Source organism: Salinispora oceanensis, from assembly GCF_000383575.1.
GTDB lineage: Bacteria > Actinomycetota > Actinomycetes > Mycobacteriales > Micromonosporaceae > Micromonospora > Micromonospora oceanensis.
Window position 1 is genome coordinate 3151647 of sequence record NZ_KB911579.1, and the last position, 20689, is coordinate 3172335.

Here is a 20689-nt window from a genome sequence, read left to right on the forward strand (position 1 = left end):
CGCAGGTGCGCCTGGTGTCAGCCGCGGGTCGCGGCGATGAAGATGAACCACAAGATCGGCATGCCGACAAAACAGATCACGCCGCCGACTTTTCTGGACCGGGTGCCACCACCCCCGAGGCGAGGCTGCCCGACGAGACTGATGGTGAGATAGCCGGCGAAGAAGGCGAGCGCGGGCAGCCCACACAGGGACCAGGGCACCAGGTGCAATGGGATGCGACCGAGTTCCTTGTCGGGGCTGAGGGCAAACATCAGCAGCGATGCGAAGGTGCCGACTATCGCCGCGATGGAGTAGACGAGGGCATTGCGGGCCAGCGGGGTGAACGCCGGCAACAGCGGCGGCTGGGCTGCTCGCCGGTGGGCGTTCTCGGCGGCGGCGTCGGCGGCGTTCGCGGCGGCTGTCGCTCGCCGCAGCGCCTCCGCCGGGTCCGGGATGGGGCCGGGCGCGACCCGGTCAAACTGCGGCGCGGGTAGGCGCAGGGTGGCGGCGAGATGGTGCAGGTGCTGCCGTTGCGCCGCCACCCGGTGGGTGAGCTGATCCACCGCGGCCTGCCCGTCGCGGCCGGCGGCGGCCTGCTGTTCACCGCGGGAGCGTTCCTCCTTCAGCAGGGCGGAGAGGCGGCGGGCGTGATCGGTGTAGGCGGCCCAGCCACCATCGCGGGGCAGTGGAGTATCCGGTTGCTCAGTCATGCGTACTCATCGATCTGGTCTAGGGTGCCGGGGCGCACGTAGGGGACGATGAGGGCGCGGCGGTTGTCGTGCCGGTCGACCAGCAGTGCACGGTTGGGGCGGGACTGCCACTCCGACGCGTAGTCGCCGAGCAGGGAACTGACCTCGTTGCTGGGCAGGTTGAGGGCGACGAGGCAGGCGACCTCGTTGCCGCCGGTGGGCCCGAGGTCGCTGCTGAACCGGCTCACCGAGCGCCACCAGCCAAGCAGGTGGACACCGTGGGTGGGCCCATTGGCCAACACATCCCGCAGCTCGTCGTGCCCCGAGCGGTAGGTGGTGGGGTCGCTGGTGGTGAGCAGGCTGCTGGCGATATCCGCACCGAAGATCACCAGGTGGGTGGTCGGCCCATCGTCGGAAACGGTCGGCTGGGCGAGCTCCGCGAGCCGCGCCCGAAGCTGGGCCGCACTGAGCGTCTCGTACGGGTGCCCGGCGGCGGCGACCGCCTCCACGGTGGCGTCGGAGGCATCGTCGGCGGCGGCGACCAGCGGCGCGATGAGGAACCGGGCGGTGCCGGGCGCGTACTGGCGGGCCAAACTGGCCGTGGCCGCGTAGAGCACGTCGGCCCCGACCGGGGAGGTACCCAGGACCGCCAGGTGGCTGCCCGGGGTCGCGTCGAGGGTGAAACCCGCGGTGGGCAGGCCGACGGCCACGGTCCGGCCGACCAGGGCTCGCCGCCGCCGGACGTCGGGCGTCAGGGCGACGAAGGTGGGATCCTGGTCCGGATGTTGCTCGGCGTAGCCGGCGAAGACCGTCGGCGGGGCGCTACCGGGTCGGCGGGCACTCCACAGCAGGTGCCGCTGGGTGGCCACCGACCCCGCGTCGGCGTTCGGGAAGCGGATGACCCGGTTCGCCCCCGGAATCCCGGCCGCCGAGTTGATTACCGCCCCGCCGAGGGGCAGATTGTCCGCACCGTCGTTGAGCTGGTCGAGGACACCACCGCCACCGGCGAGGGCGACCCGCAGCGGAAACTGCCCAAAAATGGAATCGGTCTTGGTGAAGAGCGCCTCCACCCCGGAGATCGTCTGCGACGCCAGGATCAGGTGGACGCCGTACGAGCGGCCCTTGCGCGCCAGCTCCTCAAGGAGCGCCACCGCCTGCTGGGCCACCGCGTCGTTGCCCTCGAAGAGCACATGGAACTCGTCGATCACCGCCAGCAGCCGGGGCATCGCCACATCCGGCCGACCGGTCCGCAGATCGGCCAGCTTCGTCACGCCGGCCCGCTTCAGCTCCGTCGCCCGGCGGGTCATCTCCCGCGACAGTGTCCGCAGCACCGCCAACCCGTACTCCCGGTCGGACTCGATGCCGACCGTGTGGGCGTGCGGAATCCACGACGGGTCCACCACCGTCGGGGTGAACTCCGCGAACGACACGCCTTCCTTGAAGTCCAGCAGGTAGAGCGACAACTCGTCCGGCGAGTAGCGCGAGGCCAGGCCGTAGAGGACGTCGAGGAGAAACACCGTCTTCCCCGACCCGGTGCGACCCCCCACCAGCCAGTGCGGCGTCGCGTCGTCCAACGCCAGCACACACTCGGTACGCCCCTCCCGGCCCACCACGGTCCGCAGGCCGTCGATCGACGACTGCTGCCAGATCCGCTCCGGCATCAGCATCGTGAAGTCCGTCGCCGTCTGCACCCGAGCCGACTTCGCCAACCGGCGGCAGACCGCCTCCACCAGCGTGTCCGGCGGGCCGGCGTCCAGTCGTACCGGCACCGCCAACCCCGAGTCGTCCGAGCTGAACCGGTGCTGCCCCGGCGGGTCGGAGACCGCGAACACCCCACCGCTCGACGCCGTCAACGCGGTGGTGCCCGCCAGGCGCGGCGCCGGGTTCAGCCCGCCCGGATGCTGCGGGGGCGGGTAGCCGGCGAGCAGCAGGAACACCCCGGCCGCCGGGCCCGCGTGCGCGATCGCCGATAGCCGGGACCACTCCCTACGCCCGGCGCCCTCCGGCATCGCCGCCACGCACACCAGCAGCACCGAAGGGTCCGACTCGCCACCCTGGGCGCGCTCGATCCGCGTTTCCGCCTCGGCCAGCACCTGCTGAAACCCCGGCAGGTCGATCGCCGGCCGCGGCCACGCCTCCGCCTCCACCATCTCGCGGAACGGACCGAAGACAGTCCCGAGGGTCGCCCCATCCACTGCCGCGACCTGAAGCACGCCGTCCGGCATCGCCGCCAACACCCGCAGCAGTACGCCGCGCAGCCAGCGCGCCACCGCCGGATCACGGGCGTCACTGTCGACCGAGAGGTGACCGGCACCCAGGAACGGCGCCACAACGCTGAACCCGCTCCCCGCCACCGGCGTCGTGTCGCCCAGCCGAATCGGCATCGGCCGTCCCAGCGCCGCGTCCACACCGGTGGGAAGATCCGCGGCCGAGCCGTCCAATCGGCAACCAAGCCAACCGGGCGTCAGCCCCTCGGCGAGTCGCTGCATCCGGGCGGTGAGACGTTGTGCTTCCTCGCGGGCCTGCGCCGAGACGCCAGCTTCCGCGGTGCGGTCGCGCAACCGGGCCCGAGCAGCCTCAATGTGAGAGACGGCATCCCGGTGCGCCGCCACCGCCCGACCGAACGCTGACGCCACCGACTCCAACGCACGCCCCCAGCTCACCGACCACGGCTACTCGCGCAGACCCTACCCAAAGTGGCCACTCCGAGTCAGCCCCCACGTCGCCCTCAGCAACGGTTTCCATCGACACGCGCCTGCGCGGCCTTGAGCTGGTCGATTGCCTGGGTGCGGGACTTGATGGCGGAGGACTTGGCCAGCTTGAACACGATCACCGTGACGTCCTCACGGTTCAGCATTCGGTTCAGCGTGGCTCCGAGTTCTGATCTCAGTGATCATGAAGGTCGTGACCAGGACGGACGAGGCTTTCGGCACCCGCAGGGTCGGCCGGCGCTGGTGTGGATCGTCGCGCGGAAGTGCGGCGCCGCCAGTAGTGGACAGTGCAGATCCACACCAGCGGTCCCCACAGTACGAGCGGTAGGTAGGTACCCCAGAAAGCCACCGCCTGCCAGTCGCTGAACTGCATGACCCCCAGGTCGCCGTTCAGTTTCCGGCCTAGGACCAGCATCAGGAAGGCGTACGGCCACAGAACGGTGCAGATCGTGGCGCCGATCGCGGCTGGTACGACCGCAGCGAGTACCGGTATGCGCCGCCCGCCGAGACCGGGGACCCAGCGCGGGACGACCTCACCCCAGACCGCGACCAGGCCGACCGTCAGTAGTGCGAGCAGTTCGCTGACGATACTCAGGGTTATCACGTACACCGGGCCGTCCCACACCACCGGACCACGTCCTCCGGGTGCCGGCGTCTCCTCCATGAGATGGACGCCTGCCGCGACGAGAGCGATGCGCCAGATGCCAGAGGGAAGAACCGTGAGAGGGACCGCATAGGCGCACCACACCACCCACCTAGGAACCCCGTCGACAATCCGACCGTGTGGAGATATCACTCAAATACTCCTGTCGGGCGCGCTCTTATGAGGGACATTTGAAATTTCTGGAGGGTCCTCATCGCGCCACGCTACATCGAGACGTCGATGGCCGGACTGCGCGCCGGAAGACGTGTGGAGAGGCGCCAGGAGTGCCCTGTTGACGGTTCAGCCCACGGTTCACGACGGACTGCTCGTGCACGGATGTGGGCGCCAGGCGCCGTTGCTTCATCGTCCCTGGTGGACGGCCGGGTGCTCGGTGGTGCTCGTGCGACTAGCATCCCCCCGTCCCGCTCCGTCCTGGTGGCAGCCAGGCTGCCCCAGTGAGTTTTGATCATGGTTCCCCTCTCTTGAGCAGCCCGTCCGGGCCCGTCAACGACAGCCCTTGTTCCTTAGCGGCTCGGACCAACTCGACGGCGGCTTTCGCCTCCGCCGTCGGCTCGGGCCGCTTGTTGCGTCCGGTCTGGTCGTTCAGTGTCGCCGTCATCACGGCACCCTCCTCACCAGGCACAACGCCTGGCGGGTCAGGCCGGAATACCGTCAGATCAACACTCTCGCCGGCCCCCGGGACGCTGGTCGGCAGCATCCCGGGGGCCCTGGGCTGAGATCAGAAGCCGTGATTGATTCCGGTGAAGTTGTGGGTGACGCCGGCGGCGATGGTGTAGTTGCTTCCCCAGCCGCAGTACCAGGTCACTCCGTTGTCCAGGCAGAAGTGCATGGCGGTGACTCCTGGTAGCGGGGTGCTGGTGTCGGAGTAGGAGTAGGCCTGAACGGCCGTACCGTATGGGCCGAAGCGGCTCTGCCACCCGTCTCGCTCGAACCAGACGGATGCCCGCCAGCCGGCATAGCTGCTCCTGAAGGTGCCCTGGTAGTAGTTGTTGTCATTGCAGGTGCCGGCGACCGGGGTCTCGCGGACGGCGACAGCGGTGCCGATGTTCAGGGTGCTGGTGATGCTGGTGTTCACGCCGTCGCACCGTGCCTGTGCGGCGCTGGGAGACACCGCCAGTGATGCGAACGTGGCGCCGACAAGCCCCAGCATCGCGGTGATCGCACGCACCCTTGTTTGTCGCCTGAGCATGAGTTCTCCTTCCCTGGCACGGTTCGATGGACCGTGTCGTTCCGGGCCTGACTCTCGATGCCCCCAACCAACGGCACCGCTGTTGCACCGGAGTTGTGGCGCTGTTGTGTCTGGCGGTCTGCCCTGCCCCTGCGGTGGCGCCGCACGGAGGCGAGACGGCCCCACAACCGCGCCACAACAGGCAGGGGCTAATCCTGGAGGTGACCTGTTCGACCAGCGCCGATCGGGCGCCAAGGAGGTGGACTATGAAGGGCATGACACGGCTGGGCGCGGTCAGCGCAATGCTGGTGCTGGCGGTGGCCGCCGTATCGGTCGGTCCGGCTGTCGCGGACGATATCTGTGCGCCGCGCAGCATTGGCGTCAGCGATACCACCCAGTTCGAGGGTGGCTTCTTCGTCGAGACGATGACCTTCACCGTGACATCCGCGGGCTGCGCGGGGGGAACCGTCCAGTATGCGACGGGGGCTGACCCAGGCGGCGCGATGCCAATGGCTGAGCCCGGACTCGACTACACGCCAGTATCTGGTGAGTTGTCCTGGGCGCCGGGTGACACCACCAACCGCACGGTCGTCGTGGACCTTGTGGGTGACTACGCGATCGAGCCGGACGAGGTGTTCACGCTAGAGCTGTTCAACCCGGTCGGGCTGGTACTTGCCGACCCGGTCGGCCTGGGCACGATTCACAACGACGACGTCACGATCACGCCCCTTGGCAAGCCGCACTGTCTGGAATCGTGTGTAGCCTGCCGGCTGAGCGTGATCACATCGGAACCAGCGCCGGTTGATTTGACCATCCACTTCGCCACCCAGGACGGTAGTGCGACGGCCGAATCGGATTACACCGGAGTTTCGAACGGGGTGCTCACCATTCCGGCGGGGACGTCAGCGGCGGAGCTGAACATTGCGGTCCACGACGACCAGGTGGCGGAGCGGGACGAGAACTTCTACGTTTACCTCCACGCACCCTCGAACGGAAAGATCACTGAGGATCAGGTAGCCATGGGGATCGTTGACGATGACTGACCTGGTCGTGGGGGAACGTGGACGGCGCTGGTGTCGGTTGGCGGCGCGGCGGGCACGGCGGCGGGTGAGCTGAGCGGCGTTTCGCCGGTCAGCTTGCTGGCGAGCTGCTCCGCCTCATCGGTCGCGTTCGCCTCGCGGTACAGCCGAACAGCGGTTGACCAGTGGCGCTGGGCGGCACCTCGGCTGCCGGTCAGCTCCGCGAGGTCGCCGAGGTTGCGGTGCACGTGTGCCTGCTCGTACAGGTCGGGTACGGACCGCCGAAGGCTGGCGCTTGCCGTCAGGCACCGGTGGGCCTCGTCGAGGTTCGCCAGGCGTAGCTGCGCCTCGCCGAGTTGGTTGAGGGTGCGCGCCTCGATGTGCCGGTGCCCCAGTCTCCGACTCATGGCCAGGGCCCGGTCGAAATGCTCCACAGCAGACGCCGGATCGCCGCGCGCCAGGTAGGTGCGTCCGAGGTCGCTCAGGGCAACCATCTGGTAGCGGCGGTCGTCGGTTTCGCGGCTCACGGCGAAGGCTCCGTGGAAGCAGTCGAGCGCCGACTCGTGTCGCGTCTGCTGCAGGTACGCCTCGCCGAGGCTGTTCAACGTGCTGGCCTCGAGTCGGTGCAGACCGATGGATCGGCTGGTGGCCAACGCCGCGTTCAGTGGGGCGAAGCTGAGATCGGCACGGCCCATCCGGACCTGGACGTACCCGAGGTTGCGCTGGGCGGTCGCCGCGCCAGCCTGGTTGCCGCAGTGGTCGTGCAGCCGCAGCGCGGTCTCGTACGCCTCAATCGCGGCGGTGAACCGACGCATTTCGACGAACGCCCCGCCGATATTGTTGTAGACGTACGCCAAGCCGCTTTCGTCCCCGAGCGGCCGCAACAGCGCCAACGCCTGGTTGTGGCTGTCGAGTGCCCGGTCGAGCTGGTGCGTCGTGCGGTAGGCCACGCCAAGTGCCCGATGCATCTCGGCCTCGAGGACCGGATCGCCGAGCCGGCGGGCGGCCCGGACCCCGTGCTTGCACATCTCCACCCGCTCAGACCAGTCCCCGTGCACGTCGAAGTAGCTGGTCAGTAGGTAGGTCAGCTGGCATGCCGCAGCAGGCTGGGCGTGCTCCTCCGCGTACCGCACGACCGGCAGTAGATTCTCGCGCTCGGACTCCAGAAATGCGATCGCGTGTGCGCGAGCGGCGGGGAAGGGAAGCTCCGGAGCCGGATGACGCAGCACCGCCGCTACCCGGTCAAGACTGCTGTCGAGCACCTGGGTGGCCGTTTCGGCGCCGACGAGATACCAGTCGAGCAACCTCTCGGCCACCTCGGCGCGCGTACTCGCGGGCTCGTCGGCCAGCGCACACCGCCGCGCGAAGAGCCGGACCAGATCGTGGAACTGGTACCGGCCGGGCTGTGGCTCGGCGATCAGATGTGCCGCGACGAGTTCGGCCAACGCGTGTCGCCGCACGTCGGCGGGGAGGCCGCAGAGCGCGGCGGCCAGGGGTGCACCGATGTGCGGCCCGGGATGCAGGCCGAGCAGCCGGAACAGCCGCATCGCGGGTACCGACAGCGACTGGTACGCGCTGGCGAACACCACACTGACGTCGCGGCTGCCGTTCTCGACGGAGAGGTGGGCCAACCGGTCGCCGTCAGACAACTCCTCAACGAGTACCGCGATGGGCTGAGCCGGGCGCATCGCAAGCTTTGCCGCCGCGATCCGTAACGCGAGCGGAAGCCGACCGCACAGCTCGGCGAGCCCGGCCACCGCGTCGCGCTCTCGGCCTACCCGCTCGGCGCCGAGCATCTTCGCCATCAGGTCGGTCGCCTCGTCCTGGCTGAACAGGTCAGGGAGGATGGTGTGCACCCGGGTGTGCGTCACCAGGGCGACGAGGCTGTTCCGGCTCGTCAGCACGAGCAGGCTCGCGGCGCTGCCCGGGATCACCGGCAACACCTGCTCGGTGGACCCGACGTCGTCGAGCACGACGAGCATGCGCTGGTCGGCGAGGACCGTGCGGTACAGGGCGACCCGCTCGGCCAGCCCGGTGGGAAGCCGGTCATCCGGTATCCCGAGGCACCTCAGCAGGACTGCCACCACCTCAGCCGGGGCAAGCGCATCGGCCCGGTCGTGGCCACGAAGATTGACGAAGAGCTGACCGTCCGGAAATCGGTGGGCGACGCTGCCGGCCCACTGCACCGCGAGCGACGTCTTGCCGATCCCGCCTTGGCCGCTGATCAGCACCACGGGCCGGACGTCATCGTGCCCTGTCTCGATGACACTGCTCAGCTCACCAAGCTCGGTGCCGCGGCCGGTGAAGTACCCCACCGGTGCCGGCAGCTGCGCTGGTCGGGGTGGCGTCGCCGCGACCGGGTTCCGGCCAAGAACGGTACCCGGCGCCCGCAGCTCAGCCGGCGCGGCACCACGTAGTAGCGCGGTGTGCAAGTCTGCCAGTTCGGGCGACGGATCTACCCCGAGCTCCTCCGCGAGCCGAACGCGTAGCCGTTGATAGGCGTCCAGTGCCTCGGTCGGTCGCCCGGATCCCGTCAGGGCGAGCATGCGCAGGCCCACCAGCCGTTCCCGGGTCGGATCCGCGGCCAACAGCCGCTCTATGTCGCCGAGCGCCTCATCCGCTCTGCCGAGGCAGGTCAGTACCTCGCAGCGGTCCATCTGCGCGGCGAGCCGCAGGTCCGCCAGGCGCGCCGCCTCGGCCGCCGTCCATCCGATCGGCTCCGCGTCGGCGAGAGCCTCGCCACGCCACAACTCCAAGGCCTGCGCCATGGCGTCGGCAGCCCAACCGGCCATACCGGCGGCCAAGCCGTCCCGCGCCGCCCTGGTCTGCTGTTCGAACCGGTACGCGTCCACCGCCGTCGCGTCGATGGCGAGTAGGTAGCCCGGCTCCCGGGTCTGCAGAATTCCGCCCAACCCGCTCCCGTCGAGCGCGAGGCGCAGCCGCGCCACGTGACTGTGCAGCGACCGGACGGCGGTTCGTGGTGGACAATCTCCCCACAGCGCCTCAACGAGCCGCCACAGCGGCAGCACCGCGCCGGGCCGCAGGGCCAGGGCGGCCACCAACGCACGATGCCGTCGACCCACCAGCTCGGTCCGGCCGCGCGGTCCGATCACTTCGACGCCGCCGAGAATGCTGACCTGAACATCCGGCATCAAGGACCCCTCCCGCTATGGCAGCCCAGGCCGTCGCGGCTGCTGACGAGTTGGCATCGAGACCGGAAGGAACCTGGCTCCGAGGCCACCCTTCGACCAAAGGATAGGTAGGGACCGGCTGGGGCGGGCGGCTAGCGCTGGTACCGGACAGCCCAGACCACGGTGGGTGGCTCAGCAACTTCTGCTTGCGCCTCACGTAGCGGCAGGTCCCATAGTCGACGCCGTGGAGGATCACCTGACTGTGGGGCAAGCGGCCGAGCTGGCCGGGGTAACCGTCCGCACGCTGCATCACTATGACGAGATCGGCCTCCTGCGGCCGTCCACCCGGACCGTTGCGGGACACCGCGCCTACTCGGCGGGTGACGTGGAGCGGCTGCGGGAGGTGCTCGCGTACCGGCGGCTCGGCTTCGGGCTGCGGGAGATCGCGGACCTGGTCAACGATCCGACCACCGACGCGGTCGCGCACCTGCGTCGGCTGCGCGGGTTGCTGCTGGACCAGCGGGACCGCGCCGCCGCCATGGTGACGGCCATCGACCGGGAGTTGGAGGCACGGGCAATGGGAATCAGGACGACACCAGCTGAGCAGCTGAGAGTGTTCGGCGCGCAGCTGTACGACGAGATCGGGTCCGCCTACCCGGCGACGCGGCGCACCGAGCCACGGATCGCCGCCCGGATCTGGGACGCGCTGGGAGACGCCCGTACGGTGCTGAACGTTGGGGCGGGCACCGGCTCCTACGAACCGCACGACCGTGAGGTCACGGCGGTGGAACCGTCGGCGGTCATGCGCGCGCAGCGTCCCGCGGGCGCGGCGCCGTGCGTGGCCGCCGCTGCGGAGAGTCTGCCGTTCGAGGACCAGTCCTTCGACGCCGCGATGGCGGTCAGCACCGTGCATCACTGGCGGGACCCGGTCGCCGGGCTGCGGGAGCTGCGGCGGGTCGCCCGTCGGGTGGTGGTCTTCACCTACGACGCTGAGGACACCGGCTGGGGGCAGCGGTTCTGGCTCACCCGCGACTACCTCCCCGAGTTCGCGGACCTGCTCGTGGGCTGGCCTTCCCTCGCCGACCTGACCCGTGCGATCGGCGGACGTGCCGAACCGGTGCTCGTCCCATGGGACTGTGCTGACGGCTTCTTCGAGGCCTACTGGCGCCAGCCCGAGGCGTACCTGGACGAACACGTACGCCGGGCGACGTCGGTCTGGACCAGAGTGGGAGCGCAGGCGGAGCAGCGGGCAGTTCGGTCGCTCCACGAAGACCTGTCGTCCGGGCGGTGGGCCGAGCGGAACCGCGACCTCGTCGCCCTCGACGCGGCCGACCTCGGCCTCCGGCTGCTCGTAGCGGGAGGTGACGACGGCGCCGCCGTCACCCCGGCACGGACCTGAGCCGATTTCGCCATCGCCGCCGCCGCGACCCCGAGCCGGAGCTACGCCGTCTACCCGCGCCACCCAGGCGGCCCCTGAGCGGAGCCGGCGATCGGGTAGCCTGGTGCCCCAGCGGGCCGTTAGCTCAATGGTAGAGCTGAGGACTTTTAATCCTTAGGTTCAGGGTTCGAGTCCCTGGCGGCCCACTCCAAGCCACTCCTGAACTGCGGCTCTTGGTCGTACCGCAGTCGTCATGCGAACCAGTTGATCGAGGGTCCGAGCCTTTCCCGGCCAGCGAGCGATGCTGCATGCATAATGAATGCATGGTTGCTCTCCAGATTCGGGACGTGCCGGAAGAAGTGCGAGACGCCCTGGCAGCCCAGGCCAGGGCGCGCGGGCAGTCACTCCAGGCATACCTGCTGGAAATGGTGGAGACGCAGGCTCGACGGCTGCGCAACACGGCGGCCCTTGATCGCTTCGCCGGCCGATCCGACGGTGCTCGCTCTCTGCCGGGGGAGAGCGCCGCAGAGTTGAACGACCAGCGGGAGCAGCGCGGACCGTGGGGAAGCGCCGCGTGATCGTCGTAGATGCGTCGGTTCTGGCCGACGCTCTGGTCGATGATGGGCCGGTCGGGGACGCGGCGCGGGCGGAACTGACCGGAGATCCGCACTGGGCCGCGCCGAGTCATCTTCTGGTCGAGGTCATGTCCGTGATCAGAGGCAAGGTCCTCGGTGGGAAGCTCGGCCTTGACCGGGCTCAGGAGGCGATCGACGCCCTGCCTTCGTTGGTCATCGACGAGGTTGGCGTCGCGATGCTGGTTGACCGGATGTGGCAGATGCGGGGCAATGTCACGGCGTACGACGCGGCTTACGTCGCGGCGGCGGAGTTGATGGCCTGCCCACTCGTGACTGGTGATGGTCGGCTCGCCAAGGCCAGCGGTATCCGCTGCGAGATCCGACTGCTCACCGCGTCCTGACAGCGGCCGCCCGAGGATCATCGGCCTGACGCCCTTGGACCGGCCATCCTGAGTGGAAGCGGCTCACCGACAATCGTCGCACTGTGGTTCGTATGGGTGCCTCCGGCCCACCACCAAGGAAGTCCCCTGAGCTGGGTTTCTGGCAACCTCAGCGATCTTCCTATCCCAGGATCATCGATCTGTGGGGTCATTGTGAGCCCGAGGTGAGCCCGGGAGTGTATTGCCGTGTCATCGGACGTTGGAAGCTTTCATCGCCTCAGGACGCTCGCGCATCGGTGCTGGTCGAGTTCCTAGGCTCGTGTGAGCCCGGGAGCGCTTTGCCTGGATACCAGACGTGCGGCGGCTTCCGCCGCTTCGTGCGCCACCTCCGGCAGGACCGAGGTGTATGTGTCCGAGGTGAGCCCGATGGAGGCGTGGCCTACCATCTCCTGTACGACCTTCCGGTCGACTCCCGCGTTCTGGAAGTAGCGGGTGCTACCCGTGCCGGTCTCCGTCATGCCGGCGGCCGAGATCTTCATGGGTGCGCACTTCAACGTGCACCAGTCAGCCGGTGGCGCGGTAGAGCTTCACCCCGCCGCTGGCATCCGGTGGGCTGGCGACCGCGGTGTGTTCGTTTACGAGCCACGGTGTGAGGCCGGGAGCCGTTTCCCGGTCCTCGCCGGTGCGGGCGTCGAGGATGACGGGGCCGTTCGTCGTACGGCCGTAAACGGCTCCGTGCCATGTGGTGGTGACGGTGGGGGCGATGCGGTTGGCCTCTTTGTCGGGTAGTTCCCAGAGCCACTTCCCGCTGTCGTCAAAGGCACCCGTCCAGTCCTGGCGTTGGTCCTGGCAGATGGTGACGCTGCGGCCGTCGTGGAGACAGGTGATGTTGTAGGCGGTGCTGCTGGTAGCTGTTGACTCGTCCAGCACGCGGCCGGTGGCTGCGTCGAGGAGGCGGAAGAACTGCTTGCGGCCTTGCGATGCGCCGGTGGCGGTCACGATCTTCGGGCTGCCCGGCTTGATGGTGATCGTCGCTGCGGGCTCGGTGCGCCAGCGCTCCGCGCCGCTTTCTATGGCGAGCGCACGCGCGACTGCGGCCTTGGTGTCGGTACCTACTGCCACATTGCCAGCGACGGCTCCGAGGGCGAAATCCGGACGGCGCCAGATCTCGCGTCGATCATCGAGATTCACGGCGACGGTGTCGGTGCCGACCTGGGCGATGACCACGGGGCCGGACGCGCCGATGACGACCGGGTGCTTCCGCGTCAACTTGTGCTGACTATCGTCACTGGGCTCGATTTCGATCCGATGAGCTTCACGTCCGGTTCCGGCGTCAACGGCGAGGATTTCGATAACCGGGCGCGGCGGTGTTGTGCCCTTACCGGGAGCAGTGGCGGCGAAGGCAGTCACTACACTGCGCTGCACACCGGTTCCGGCCAGGATCGGCGGTTGAGCGGGGTTACCGCCAACGAACGGGTCTTGCGTCGACGGCGACAGTGCAGGCTGGTGTGCGGGTCGCAGCGTGCCGGTGACCATGCCGGAGGTGATGTCAACGATTTCCAGCCGGTCCACCGACGAGATCCAGAGACGGTTCCCGTCGAGTAACAGGGGTAGCGGCTCGACGCGTTGTCCACCCAGGTTGATCTTCGACAGTGATGCGCTGTCCGGTAGCGGGATGGGGTCGGACACGTCAAATGTGCGCGGTGGGTCAAAGGTGGGCCGCTCGCTCGGTGCGCTGGCTGTCGCTTGGGCTGGTGGCTGTTGCGCCTCCGGTGCGGTTCCGCAGCCGATGATGGCGGCAAGTGCGCCTAGGCCTATGCCGGACACGCCCAGATTTGCTTTGCGCACCGCGTCACGTCTCCCCGTCGCCGTTGGGTATAGCCGGGGAGTGTAGCGACTTTGTCGACTCTTCGTGTCCCGCCCGTCGCAGCCCGGAGCCGTACGTCGTGGAGTGAGATGGGCAACGGAACTCGGGAGGCTGCCATAGGTCATGAGCAGCATCAGGAAGGAATTCTCTGCTGGCTGTGCGTCCTCAGGCTTCTCCGCCACAAGGCGTCGGACATGACGTTCGGACACGTCGGCGGCCAGAGCCAACTCCGCCGGGCTCGCCTGCGGACGCTCGGCACGCAGCCGGGCTACAACGTCTGCTGTCCGCTCCGCGCGTCCCGTCACCGGCTTGCGTCGTGAGGTTCGCCTCCGGAGCGGCGCACAGTGGCGGACAACGCCAGCTCCGTCAGACCGTCATCGTGGCCGGATCCCGCGTCCGAGCGACGGCATGGTCATGAAGATCGAGAAGGAGTTGGAATGGGTTGATCTCTTCCGCATCGGCGAACCGAACCGGCGGTTCGGACGGATGGCCCGGGTGCATCGGGCACCGCCCGGTGCCCGTGAACTGGGCAAAGTCAGCGGTAGCGGGTCACCGGCGATCGTGGCGGTGTGGTTCGCATGGTGGTACCTCCGGCCCACTCCAAGCTAATCCTGAGCTGCGAAAACGGCAGCTGAAGATCATCGGGCACAGTCGGGCCGCAACCTAACTCCGGTCTTGGGCTCGGTAGCTACTCTGCCCGGCACTGCCGGAGTTCCGCGGGAGGTCACCGACCAGGCCACGCGGCCGGTCCTTCTTCGGCAGCCAGTGCACGTAGGTCTCCACGGTGATCCGCAGGTTGGCATGCCGGAGCGCCTTCTGCACCTCCTGGGGCTCGACGCCGAGTGGACGTGCGGCGCCTCGGTTCTCGACGTGGTCCTCTACTCCGATTTACGTAGTTCGAGACACGAAACCAGCATCGCAAATCTTCTCCCCTAGCCTTGACAGGCGAAGCATGCTTCGCGAATAATTCGTCGTAGTTCGAAGGGGAGTACCCGACGTTCCGCGCACCGCCGTCAGTACGAGTCCGGCCTACCCGGGTTCCGGTGGTGCAGCCACTGGTTCAGTGGCTTGGGGAGACCTTCGTCCAGCACCGGCCGGCCCTTGTGTGGGTCCGGCCAGGACGAAAGGTCTCCCCTGGCATGTCCGTGTCCTGGTGGGTCTGGGCCGTACTCATGCTCGCGGTTGCCGCGATGCTGGCAGTCGACCTGTTCCTGCATCGCGACAACCACGTCATCGGTTTCCGCGAGGCCGCGATCTGGTCTGGTATCTGGATCGTCGCCGGTCTGCTGTTCGGCGTGATCCTGTGGCTGTGGCAGGGTGGCGAGGTAGCCGGCACCTATTACGCCGGATACCTGATCGAGAAGGCGCTGTCGATCGACAACGTGTTCATCTTCGCGCTGATCTTCACCTACTTCGCCGTCCCCGCCGCCTTCCAACACAAGGTGCTGTTCTGGGGAGTCATCGGCGCCCTGGTGTTTCGGCTGGTGTTCATCATCGTCGGCGCGGAACTGCTGGAGTCGTTCTTCTGGACCGCCTACGTGTTCGGTGCGTTCCTCATCTACACCGGCTACCAGATGGCATTCCGACACGGCGGGCAGACCCCGCCGGACCGCAACCCGGTCGTACGTCTGGTGCGCAAGGTGATCCCGACCGACCCGGCATATCACGGCGACAAGTTCTTCACCCGAATCAACGGCAGGCGGGTGGCCACCCTGTTGTTCGTGGTGCTCATCGCGGTCGAGGCCACCGACCTGATCTTCGCCATGGACTCTGTGGCGACGATCTTGGCCATCACCACTAGCACCTTTATCGTCTGGACCGCCAACGCGTTCGCGATCCTCGGCCTGCGCAGCCTCTACTTCTGCCTCGCCGGGCTGCTGCGCCGCTTCGTGCACCTGCACTACGGACTCGCAGTCCTGCTCACCTTCGCCGGCGTCAAGCTGATCCTGTCGGAGACCCCGGTCGGCAAACTCCCGATTCCGGTCACTCTCGGCGTCATCGTCGCCACGCTCACGGTGTCGATCGTATGGAGCCTTCACAGCACCCGCGGCACCACCACGGACGCCATCGATGCCGGCGAGCCGACTGACTCCGCCCCGGATTCGCGCACTGATCACCTCGAACGGTTGCCGACACCGCGACGAGGGGCACGGTGATGACGACGACCCCGCTGTTTGTCCGCCGAACTGCCCACCACTGCGACCACCGATGTCAGGAACTATTCGACGCATGCCGCCGCGCAGCGGACCGCGGGCTGCCTGCCCGGCCGACGGCCTTCCGGTCCGGCACGCCAGCGTCGTCGGTGTCGACCTACGCCTGGCTGATCGTCGTCGCGGGTGACGCCCACTACCGTCGGCGCCCTCGACCACCATCGCGGCGTCGCCCGCGCCGTCCGGAACGGACAAGCAACCGCCACGCCCGGCCCTCGCGAGCGAGGTGGGCAGCGACCCGGCGGCGAGGCCGAGCCGTACAAAGCTGATCAGCCTCGCCGTGACACGTCCCTCGTGAGGCGCTGCCCCGTACCTACCAGACAGGAGGACCGATGGACGCCACCCGACGAGATCTCCCGCCCGGATCCGTCGTACGACGCCAGGCCGGCCGCATCGCCGATGTCCTGCGCGCGGAGACGACCGGCGGCGCGCTCCTGCTCGCCGGAGCCGTCATCGCGCTCATCTGGGCGAACTCGCCCGGATCCCCCGGCTACGACGCCATGCGCTCGTTCACTGTCGGTCCGACCTGGCTGCACCTGGATCTGTCGCTGGCGGCATGGGCCAAGGACGGCCTGCTGGCCATCTTCTTCTTCGTTGCCGGGCTGGAACTCAAACGCGAGTTCGTGACTGGTGAACTCCGGCAGCCACGCCGCGCCGCGGTGCCCATCGCCGCCGCCGTCGGCGGTGTCCTGGCACCCGCAGCCGTGTACGTGCTGATCACCGCCGCCGCCGGAGCCGACGCCCTACGCGGCTGGGCGATCCCCGCCGCCACCGACATCGCCTTCGCCTTGGCGGTACTCGCCGTCATCGGCCGGCACCTGCCACCCGCCGTCCGGGTCTTCCTGCTCACCCTTGCCGTGGTGGACGACCTGATCGCCATCATGATCATCGCCGTTTTCTACACCGCGACCCTGTCGGTCACGCCGCTGTTGGCCAGCGCCCTACCGCTGGTTGCCTTCGCGATCTTGTTACGACGGCGGGTGACCTCCGCCTGGCTGCTTCTGCCGCTGGCTCTCACCGCCTGGGCACTCGTGCATGCCTCCGGTGTCCACGCCACCGTCGCCGGAGTCTTGCTCGCCCTCACCGTGCCCGCCCGCCCGCAGGCCCAGCACGAGCACACCGCCGTGCCCACCAGCCTGATCGAACGCTTCGAGCACACCGTCAAACCGGTCTCCGCTGGCCTGGCCGTACCTGTCTTCGCGTTGATGTCCGCCGGGGTCGCCATAGGCGGCCTGGGTGGACTGGTGTCCGCCCTTACCGATCCGGTCGCCATCGGCGTCATCGCCGGGCTCGTCATCGGCAAGCCCCTCGGCGTCATCGCGGTCACCTGGCTCGTCACCCGCCTCACCCGAACAGGTCTCGGCACCAATCTGACCTGGACCCACATCACCGGGCTGTCCATGCTCGCCGGAATCGGCTTCACCGTCTCCCTGCTCATCGGTGAGCTCTCCTTCGCCGATGGCACCGGACGCCATGACCATGTGAAGATCGCCATTCTCACCGGATCTCTACTCGCCGCCATCCTCGCCGCCGTCATCCTGCGTCTGTCCCACCGTGCCCACCGACACAGCAACGACGCGATAACCCGCGAGCCCGAGCGGACCCGAGCCGGGGAGACGGCAGGGACTGCGTAGATTTCCGTGTTTGACCTGGGTGTGGTCCTTTCTGGACAGGTGTCGATCCTGTCCAGAAAGGACCTGTTGGACGGGCCGGGATGTTGTCGTACGGCGAGTCGCACGACGGCGGCCCGCAGCCGCCGCAGGGCGGTGTCCCTCGGCGGAGGGCGTGGTCCTCGACCTCATTCGTAGTGGTAGCGGCACTGTGCTATCTGCACTGTGTCGTCCATGATCCGGTATACGAGGCGGTGTTCCTGGTCGATGCGTCTCGACCAGAATCCCGCCCAGTTTCCGCGGAGCTGCTCCGGTTTGCCGATGCCTTGGTGGCCGTTGCGTCGGATGTCCTCGATCAGGGCGTTCACTCGTTTGAGCATCTGGCGATCTCGTTGCCAGGTCAGATAGTCTTCCCAGCCTCGGCCGGCGAACTGGACCTTCACGCTGCCGGCGCCTCGCCGGCACTGGCGTCGGGGTCGATCAGGTCGTGCGTCTCCCCACCGCCGTTACGCAGCTCTTCGACGGCTTCGTTCAGGCGGCGCGCGTTGGCGGGGCTGGCCATCAGGTAGGCCGTCTCCTTCAACGACTCGTACTCGCGCAGCGAGATGATGACCGCGGCCTCCCGGCCGTGGCGGGTGACCACCACTTCCTCGGCGTCGTCCACGACGTGGTCGAGCATCTTGGCCAGGTTCTGGCGGACTTCTGAGTAGGGAACGGTGCGCATGCTGCTGCCTCCCACACGTTACGTACAATAAATTGTACAAGCTTGCCCGGGCTGCTCGTCGGCTGTTCCGAGGTCTGGCCTTGAACTGTCGATCAGGCTCAAGGGCGGTGCGGGCGTAGCGGGAGCTGATCACCGATGATCGTGGCGAAGTGGTTCGCCTGGTGCTGAAGATCATCGGGGGCACGGTCAGGGTACAAGTGGCGTAGCGAAGGTCCCTCCTTCGGCCAGCCAGGCGCCTCGCGATTCCAGGCCACCCTCGACCATCAAGATCCGTAAGAGGGCCTAGCCGAGCGCCTGCATCACTGGGCTGAACCATCGGCCGCGATCTTCCGGAAAAGCTGACGATCCGGAGACCATCAGCGTGGTGCTGCTTCGCAGCGTGGCTCCGGCGCTCTCCACCCAGTCACGCAATTCTCCTTCGTGATCGAGCAGATCGACCCGCACGGACCCTCCCGCATCGCGGGCAAGATCACCGATCAGCGTCGCCGCAGCGCGACGATCCGCCGCCACCACCGGCCCGATCATCAGTTGGCCGAGGTTCCGCCACGCCGCGCCATACCCGACGATGTGGTCGTCGAGCTCCACCACGTGCAGTCGGGTGGCGAACGACAATAGCCGTTGCACCAGCTCCCCGCGCGGGGCGCCGACGATCGCGGCGTCGAGTGCCGCGATCGCCGAGACATCCTCCGGTGTGGCCGGCCGGGAGCGCGCCGTCGCATGGCCGGGGACGCTTCCGACGTACGTGTGCAACTCCTCGACGGCAGTGAAACCGAACTTCTCGTACAAGGGGCGGCCCGCTTCGGTGGCGAACAGTGCTGCTGTCCGGGTGGGGGTTGCCGCCAGGGCCTGGGTCACGAGCTGTCGGCCCAGTCCCTGGCCGCCGTGTCGCGAGGCGACCAGCACCATGCTGAGTACCGCGAGCGAGGTCCCGTACCGGGTCACGATCGCCGTGCCGACCACATCCCCACTGTCGTCCCGGGCACCCCACACGGTGCCCAGTTCGAACAGCAGACGCCATTTTCCTTCCTCGGCAGGCCACCCCCGGTCCTGTGCCAGAGCGAGGCACTGCGGAAGGTCCGCGACGGTCAACACCCCGATATTCCACGCCACGCCCACGATGCTGTCAGCGGCCGCTCACCGGCCGGGACGGCTCCGGTGTCCCGACCGTACGGGTCTGCCGCTGTGCCGGGGACTACCCTGCCGGCCGTTCCCCGCCGGGCGCGGCGAGCGGCTTCGTGCGGGGAGGTTCCAGGAGGACCGCTCGTACAGGGCGATCCCGGCGCAGACCGAGACGTTCAGCGACTCCGCGTCCGGATTGAGGGGGATCGACACGGTGCTGCTGGCGATGCTCTCGAATGACTGCGAAGTGCCAGTCTTCTCCGCCCCGAGCAGGAGGGCGAGCGGCTCGTCGGCGTCGCGCAGATCGCTGACCGCCAGATCGCCGTCCGTGTCGAAGGCGATCAGCGGGACTCTGCTGTGCCGGAAGTGGTCGATCGCCTCGGCCCGGGACGCGAGCACGATCGGCAGGGAGAAGACGTAGCCTCGGCTGGCCCGGACGAGGCGTCGGTCCGCGACGGTGGCCAGGTCGCTGTCCACGAGCATGATGCCGGCGGCGCCGAGCGCGAAGGAGGTGCGCACGATGGCGCCGATGTTGCCGACGATCTTCACGCCGTCCAAGACGATGATGTCACCGGTCGTGCGGGACAGGTCGTTGAAGCTCCATGGTCTCGGCGTGCGTGCCACACCGAACACCTTGGGCTTCTTGTCGGCCTTGAACAGGTTGCCCATGATCGGGACCGCCACCAGGCGAACGGGAATGTTCCGCTGCCGGCACGCGGCGAGTACGTCGTCGGGGAAGGGACTGCTCTCGACGCCGTAGACCTCGATGAAGTCCAACCCCGCGCGGATGCACTCCACGAGCGGCTCGGCATCCTCGATGAGCACGGTGCGGACGGCGGATCGCGAGTGCTTGACGACGTCGCTGATCCGCTGCACGGCCGGATCCGACCGTTCGGTGATGACATCGAGGCTTACCACGGGCGCGACCCTAGCACAAGCCCCTTTCGCTTCCGCTATCTGGCTCGAGCCGACGGAACCAGTCGTCAATCGAGCGCCGGTACCCGTCGGGCATGGGCAGGTCTACGATCTCGTCGGCGGCGAACAGGCGGCCTTCCTTGTGTTCGGAGCTCACCGTGATCGGCGAGTCGTCGTCGGCGAAGCAGCCGTAGGTCACGATCAGCACGTTGACGCCGTCGCCGATCTGGTACTGCCAGGAGTCGAGGATCGGGCCGACCCGTACCGCCCAGCCGGTCTCCTCGCTGATCTCCCGGCCGACGCAGCCAGCCGGGTCCTCGCCGAGTTCGAGCTTGCCGCCGGGCAGTTCCCATTCTTCTCGCTCGTTGCGGAGCAGCAGAACACGGCCGCCACGGACGCAGACGCCTTTGACAGACACCGGAAAGGCGTGTGGTCGATACAAGTTGAGTGTCCTTCCGCGGTCGGTTGGCATCACGGCATCGAGGGTAGCGGTGCCGACGCTGGGGCCTGCCGAAGGCGACCCGGAAGCCGAACGTGACCGCGAGCAGCC

21 protein-coding genes and 1 tRNA gene are annotated in these 20689 nt (G+C 68.1%); 7 read left to right on the top strand and 15 right to left on the bottom strand.

What is annotated here, in order from left to right:
* Positions 1–17: 17 nt before the first annotated feature.
* The 6 genes from SALPAC4_RS0114740 to SALPAC4_RS0114765 form a co-directional block, all read right to left on the bottom strand.
* Complete coding sequence (locus tag SALPAC4_RS0114740; protein WP_019870977.1) at positions 18–689, bottom strand: hypothetical protein; 672 nt, start codon at positions 687–689, stop codon at positions 18–20.
* Entirely contained in the window at positions 686–3157 is a 2472-nt protein-coding gene (locus SALPAC4_RS0114745) for an FtsK/SpoIIIE domain-containing protein (RefSeq protein ID WP_027644480.1), read from the bottom strand. The genes SALPAC4_RS0114740 and SALPAC4_RS0114745 overlap by 4 nt, the downstream gene beginning before the upstream one ends.
* A 239-nt stretch (positions 3158–3396) precedes the next feature.
* Positions 3397–3525, bottom strand: a complete 129-nt coding sequence (locus SALPAC4_RS28825; protein WP_019870979.1) for a hypothetical protein — start codon at positions 3523–3525, stop codon at positions 3397–3399.
* Positions 3526–3554: 29 nt separating this feature from the next.
* Positions 3555–4007 carry a hypothetical protein gene (locus tag SALPAC4_RS0114755; RefSeq protein ID WP_027644479.1) on the bottom strand — a complete coding sequence of 151 codons (453 nt, stop codon included), beginning with the start codon at positions 4005–4007 and terminating at the stop codon, positions 3555–3557.
* Positions 4008–4488: 481 nt separating this feature from the next.
* Positions 4489–4641: a hypothetical protein gene (locus tag SALPAC4_RS28540; RefSeq protein ID WP_223874878.1), complete on the bottom strand. Its 153-nt coding sequence runs from the start codon at positions 4639–4641 to the stop codon at positions 4489–4491.
* Between the two features lie 120 nt (positions 4642–4761).
* Positions 4762–5232: a hypothetical protein gene (locus SALPAC4_RS0114765; RefSeq protein WP_027644478.1), complete on the bottom strand. Its 471-nt coding sequence runs from the start codon at positions 5230–5232 to the stop codon at positions 4762–4764.
* Between the two features lie 254 nt (positions 5233–5486).
* Here SALPAC4_RS0114765 and SALPAC4_RS0114770 point away from each other — a divergent pair, with 254 nt between their 5' ends.
* A complete protein-coding gene (locus SALPAC4_RS0114770) occupies positions 5487–6254 on the top strand; it encodes a Calx-beta domain-containing protein (RefSeq protein WP_019870983.1) in 768 nt (255 codons plus the stop codon).
* Here SALPAC4_RS0114770 and SALPAC4_RS0114775 read toward each other — a convergent pair.
* A complete protein-coding gene (locus tag SALPAC4_RS0114775) occupies positions 6221–9382 on the bottom strand; it encodes an AfsR/SARP family transcriptional regulator (RefSeq protein WP_019870984.1) in 3162 nt (1053 codons plus the stop codon). The genes SALPAC4_RS0114770 and SALPAC4_RS0114775 overlap by 34 nt on opposite strands.
* Before the next feature lie 223 nt (positions 9383–9605).
* Between SALPAC4_RS0114775 and SALPAC4_RS0114780 the strand changes: the two genes are divergently transcribed.
* From SALPAC4_RS0114780 to SALPAC4_RS0114795, 4 genes are all read left to right on the top strand, one after another.
* On the top strand, positions 9606–10760 hold the full coding sequence (locus tag SALPAC4_RS0114780; RefSeq protein ID WP_019870985.1) for a MerR family transcriptional regulator: 1155 nt from the start codon (positions 9606–9608) through the stop codon (positions 10758–10760).
* 113 nt (positions 10761–10873) lie between these two features.
* Positions 10874–10945: transfer RNA gene (locus tag SALPAC4_RS0114785), tRNA-Lys, on the top strand.
* A gap of 117 nt (positions 10946–11062) precedes the next feature.
* The gene (locus SALPAC4_RS0114790; RefSeq protein ID WP_019870986.1) at positions 11063–11317 is read left to right on the top strand and encodes a FitA-like ribbon-helix-helix domain-containing protein; all 255 of its coding nucleotides are present in this window, start codon (positions 11063–11065) and stop codon (positions 11315–11317) included.
* Positions 11299–11715, top strand: a complete 417-nt coding sequence (locus SALPAC4_RS0114795) for a type II toxin-antitoxin system VapC family toxin (RefSeq protein ID WP_019870987.1) — start codon at positions 11299–11301, stop codon at positions 11713–11715. Before SALPAC4_RS0114790 ends, SALPAC4_RS0114795 begins: the two co-directional genes overlap by 19 nt.
* Positions 11716–12005: 290 nt before the next feature.
* On the opposite strand, the gene SALPAC4_RS0114800 is transcribed toward SALPAC4_RS0114795, so the two are convergent.
* The 3 genes from SALPAC4_RS0114800 to SALPAC4_RS27970 form a co-directional block, all read right to left on the bottom strand.
* On the bottom strand, positions 12006–12233 hold the full coding sequence (locus SALPAC4_RS0114800) for a hypothetical protein (protein ID WP_019870988.1): 228 nt from the start codon (positions 12231–12233) through the stop codon (positions 12006–12008).
* 25 nt (positions 12234–12258) lie between these two features.
* Entirely contained in the window at positions 12259–13266 is a 1008-nt protein-coding gene (locus SALPAC4_RS0114805; protein ID WP_223874763.1) for a PQQ-binding-like beta-propeller repeat protein, read from the bottom strand.
* A 958-nt stretch (positions 13267–14224) separates the two neighbouring features.
* Positions 14225–14383, bottom strand: coding sequence for a hypothetical protein (locus tag SALPAC4_RS27970; protein ID WP_019870991.1), 159 nt, complete (start codon positions 14381–14383; stop codon positions 14225–14227).
* Between the two features lie 317 nt (positions 14384–14700).
* On the opposite strand from SALPAC4_RS27970, the gene SALPAC4_RS0114820 reads away from it, so the two are divergent.
* Together SALPAC4_RS0114820 and nhaA are read left to right on the top strand one after the other, a co-directional pair.
* A complete protein-coding gene (locus tag SALPAC4_RS0114820) occupies positions 14701–15717 on the top strand; it encodes a TerC family protein (protein WP_019870992.1) in 1017 nt (338 codons plus the stop codon).
* Between the two features lie 386 nt (positions 15718–16103).
* Complete coding sequence (nhaA, locus tag SALPAC4_RS0114825; protein ID WP_019870993.1) at positions 16104–17405, top strand: Na+/H+ antiporter NhaA; 1302 nt, start codon at positions 16104–16106, stop codon at positions 17403–17405.
* A gap of 164 nt (positions 17406–17569) precedes the next feature.
* Here nhaA and SALPAC4_RS0114830 read toward each other — a convergent pair whose 3' ends face one another.
* From SALPAC4_RS0114830 to SALPAC4_RS0114850, 5 genes are all read right to left on the bottom strand, one after another.
* Positions 17570–17824: a Txe/YoeB family addiction module toxin gene (locus SALPAC4_RS0114830; RefSeq protein ID WP_018216555.1), complete on the bottom strand. Its 255-nt coding sequence runs from the start codon at positions 17822–17824 to the stop codon at positions 17570–17572.
* Positions 17821–18105: a type II toxin-antitoxin system Phd/YefM family antitoxin gene (locus SALPAC4_RS0114835; RefSeq protein WP_018732879.1), complete on the bottom strand. Its 285-nt coding sequence runs from the start codon at positions 18103–18105 to the stop codon at positions 17821–17823. Before SALPAC4_RS0114835 ends, SALPAC4_RS0114830 begins: the two co-directional genes overlap by 4 nt.
* A gap of 282 nt (positions 18106–18387) precedes the next feature.
* Positions 18388–19197, bottom strand: coding sequence for a GNAT family N-acetyltransferase (locus SALPAC4_RS0114840; RefSeq protein WP_019870994.1), 810 nt, complete (start codon positions 19195–19197; stop codon positions 18388–18390).
* 42 nt (positions 19198–19239) lie between these two features.
* Positions 19240–20142: an NshR/TsnR family 23S rRNA methyltransferase gene (gene nshR, locus SALPAC4_RS0114845; protein WP_019870995.1), complete on the bottom strand. Its 903-nt coding sequence runs from the start codon at positions 20140–20142 to the stop codon at positions 19240–19242.
* A gap of 10 nt (positions 20143–20152) precedes the next feature.
* The gene (locus tag SALPAC4_RS0114850; protein WP_019870996.1) at positions 20153–20557 is read right to left on the bottom strand and encodes an NUDIX hydrolase; all 405 of its coding nucleotides are present in this window, start codon (positions 20555–20557) and stop codon (positions 20153–20155) included.
* Positions 20558–20689: the final 132 nt, after the last annotated feature.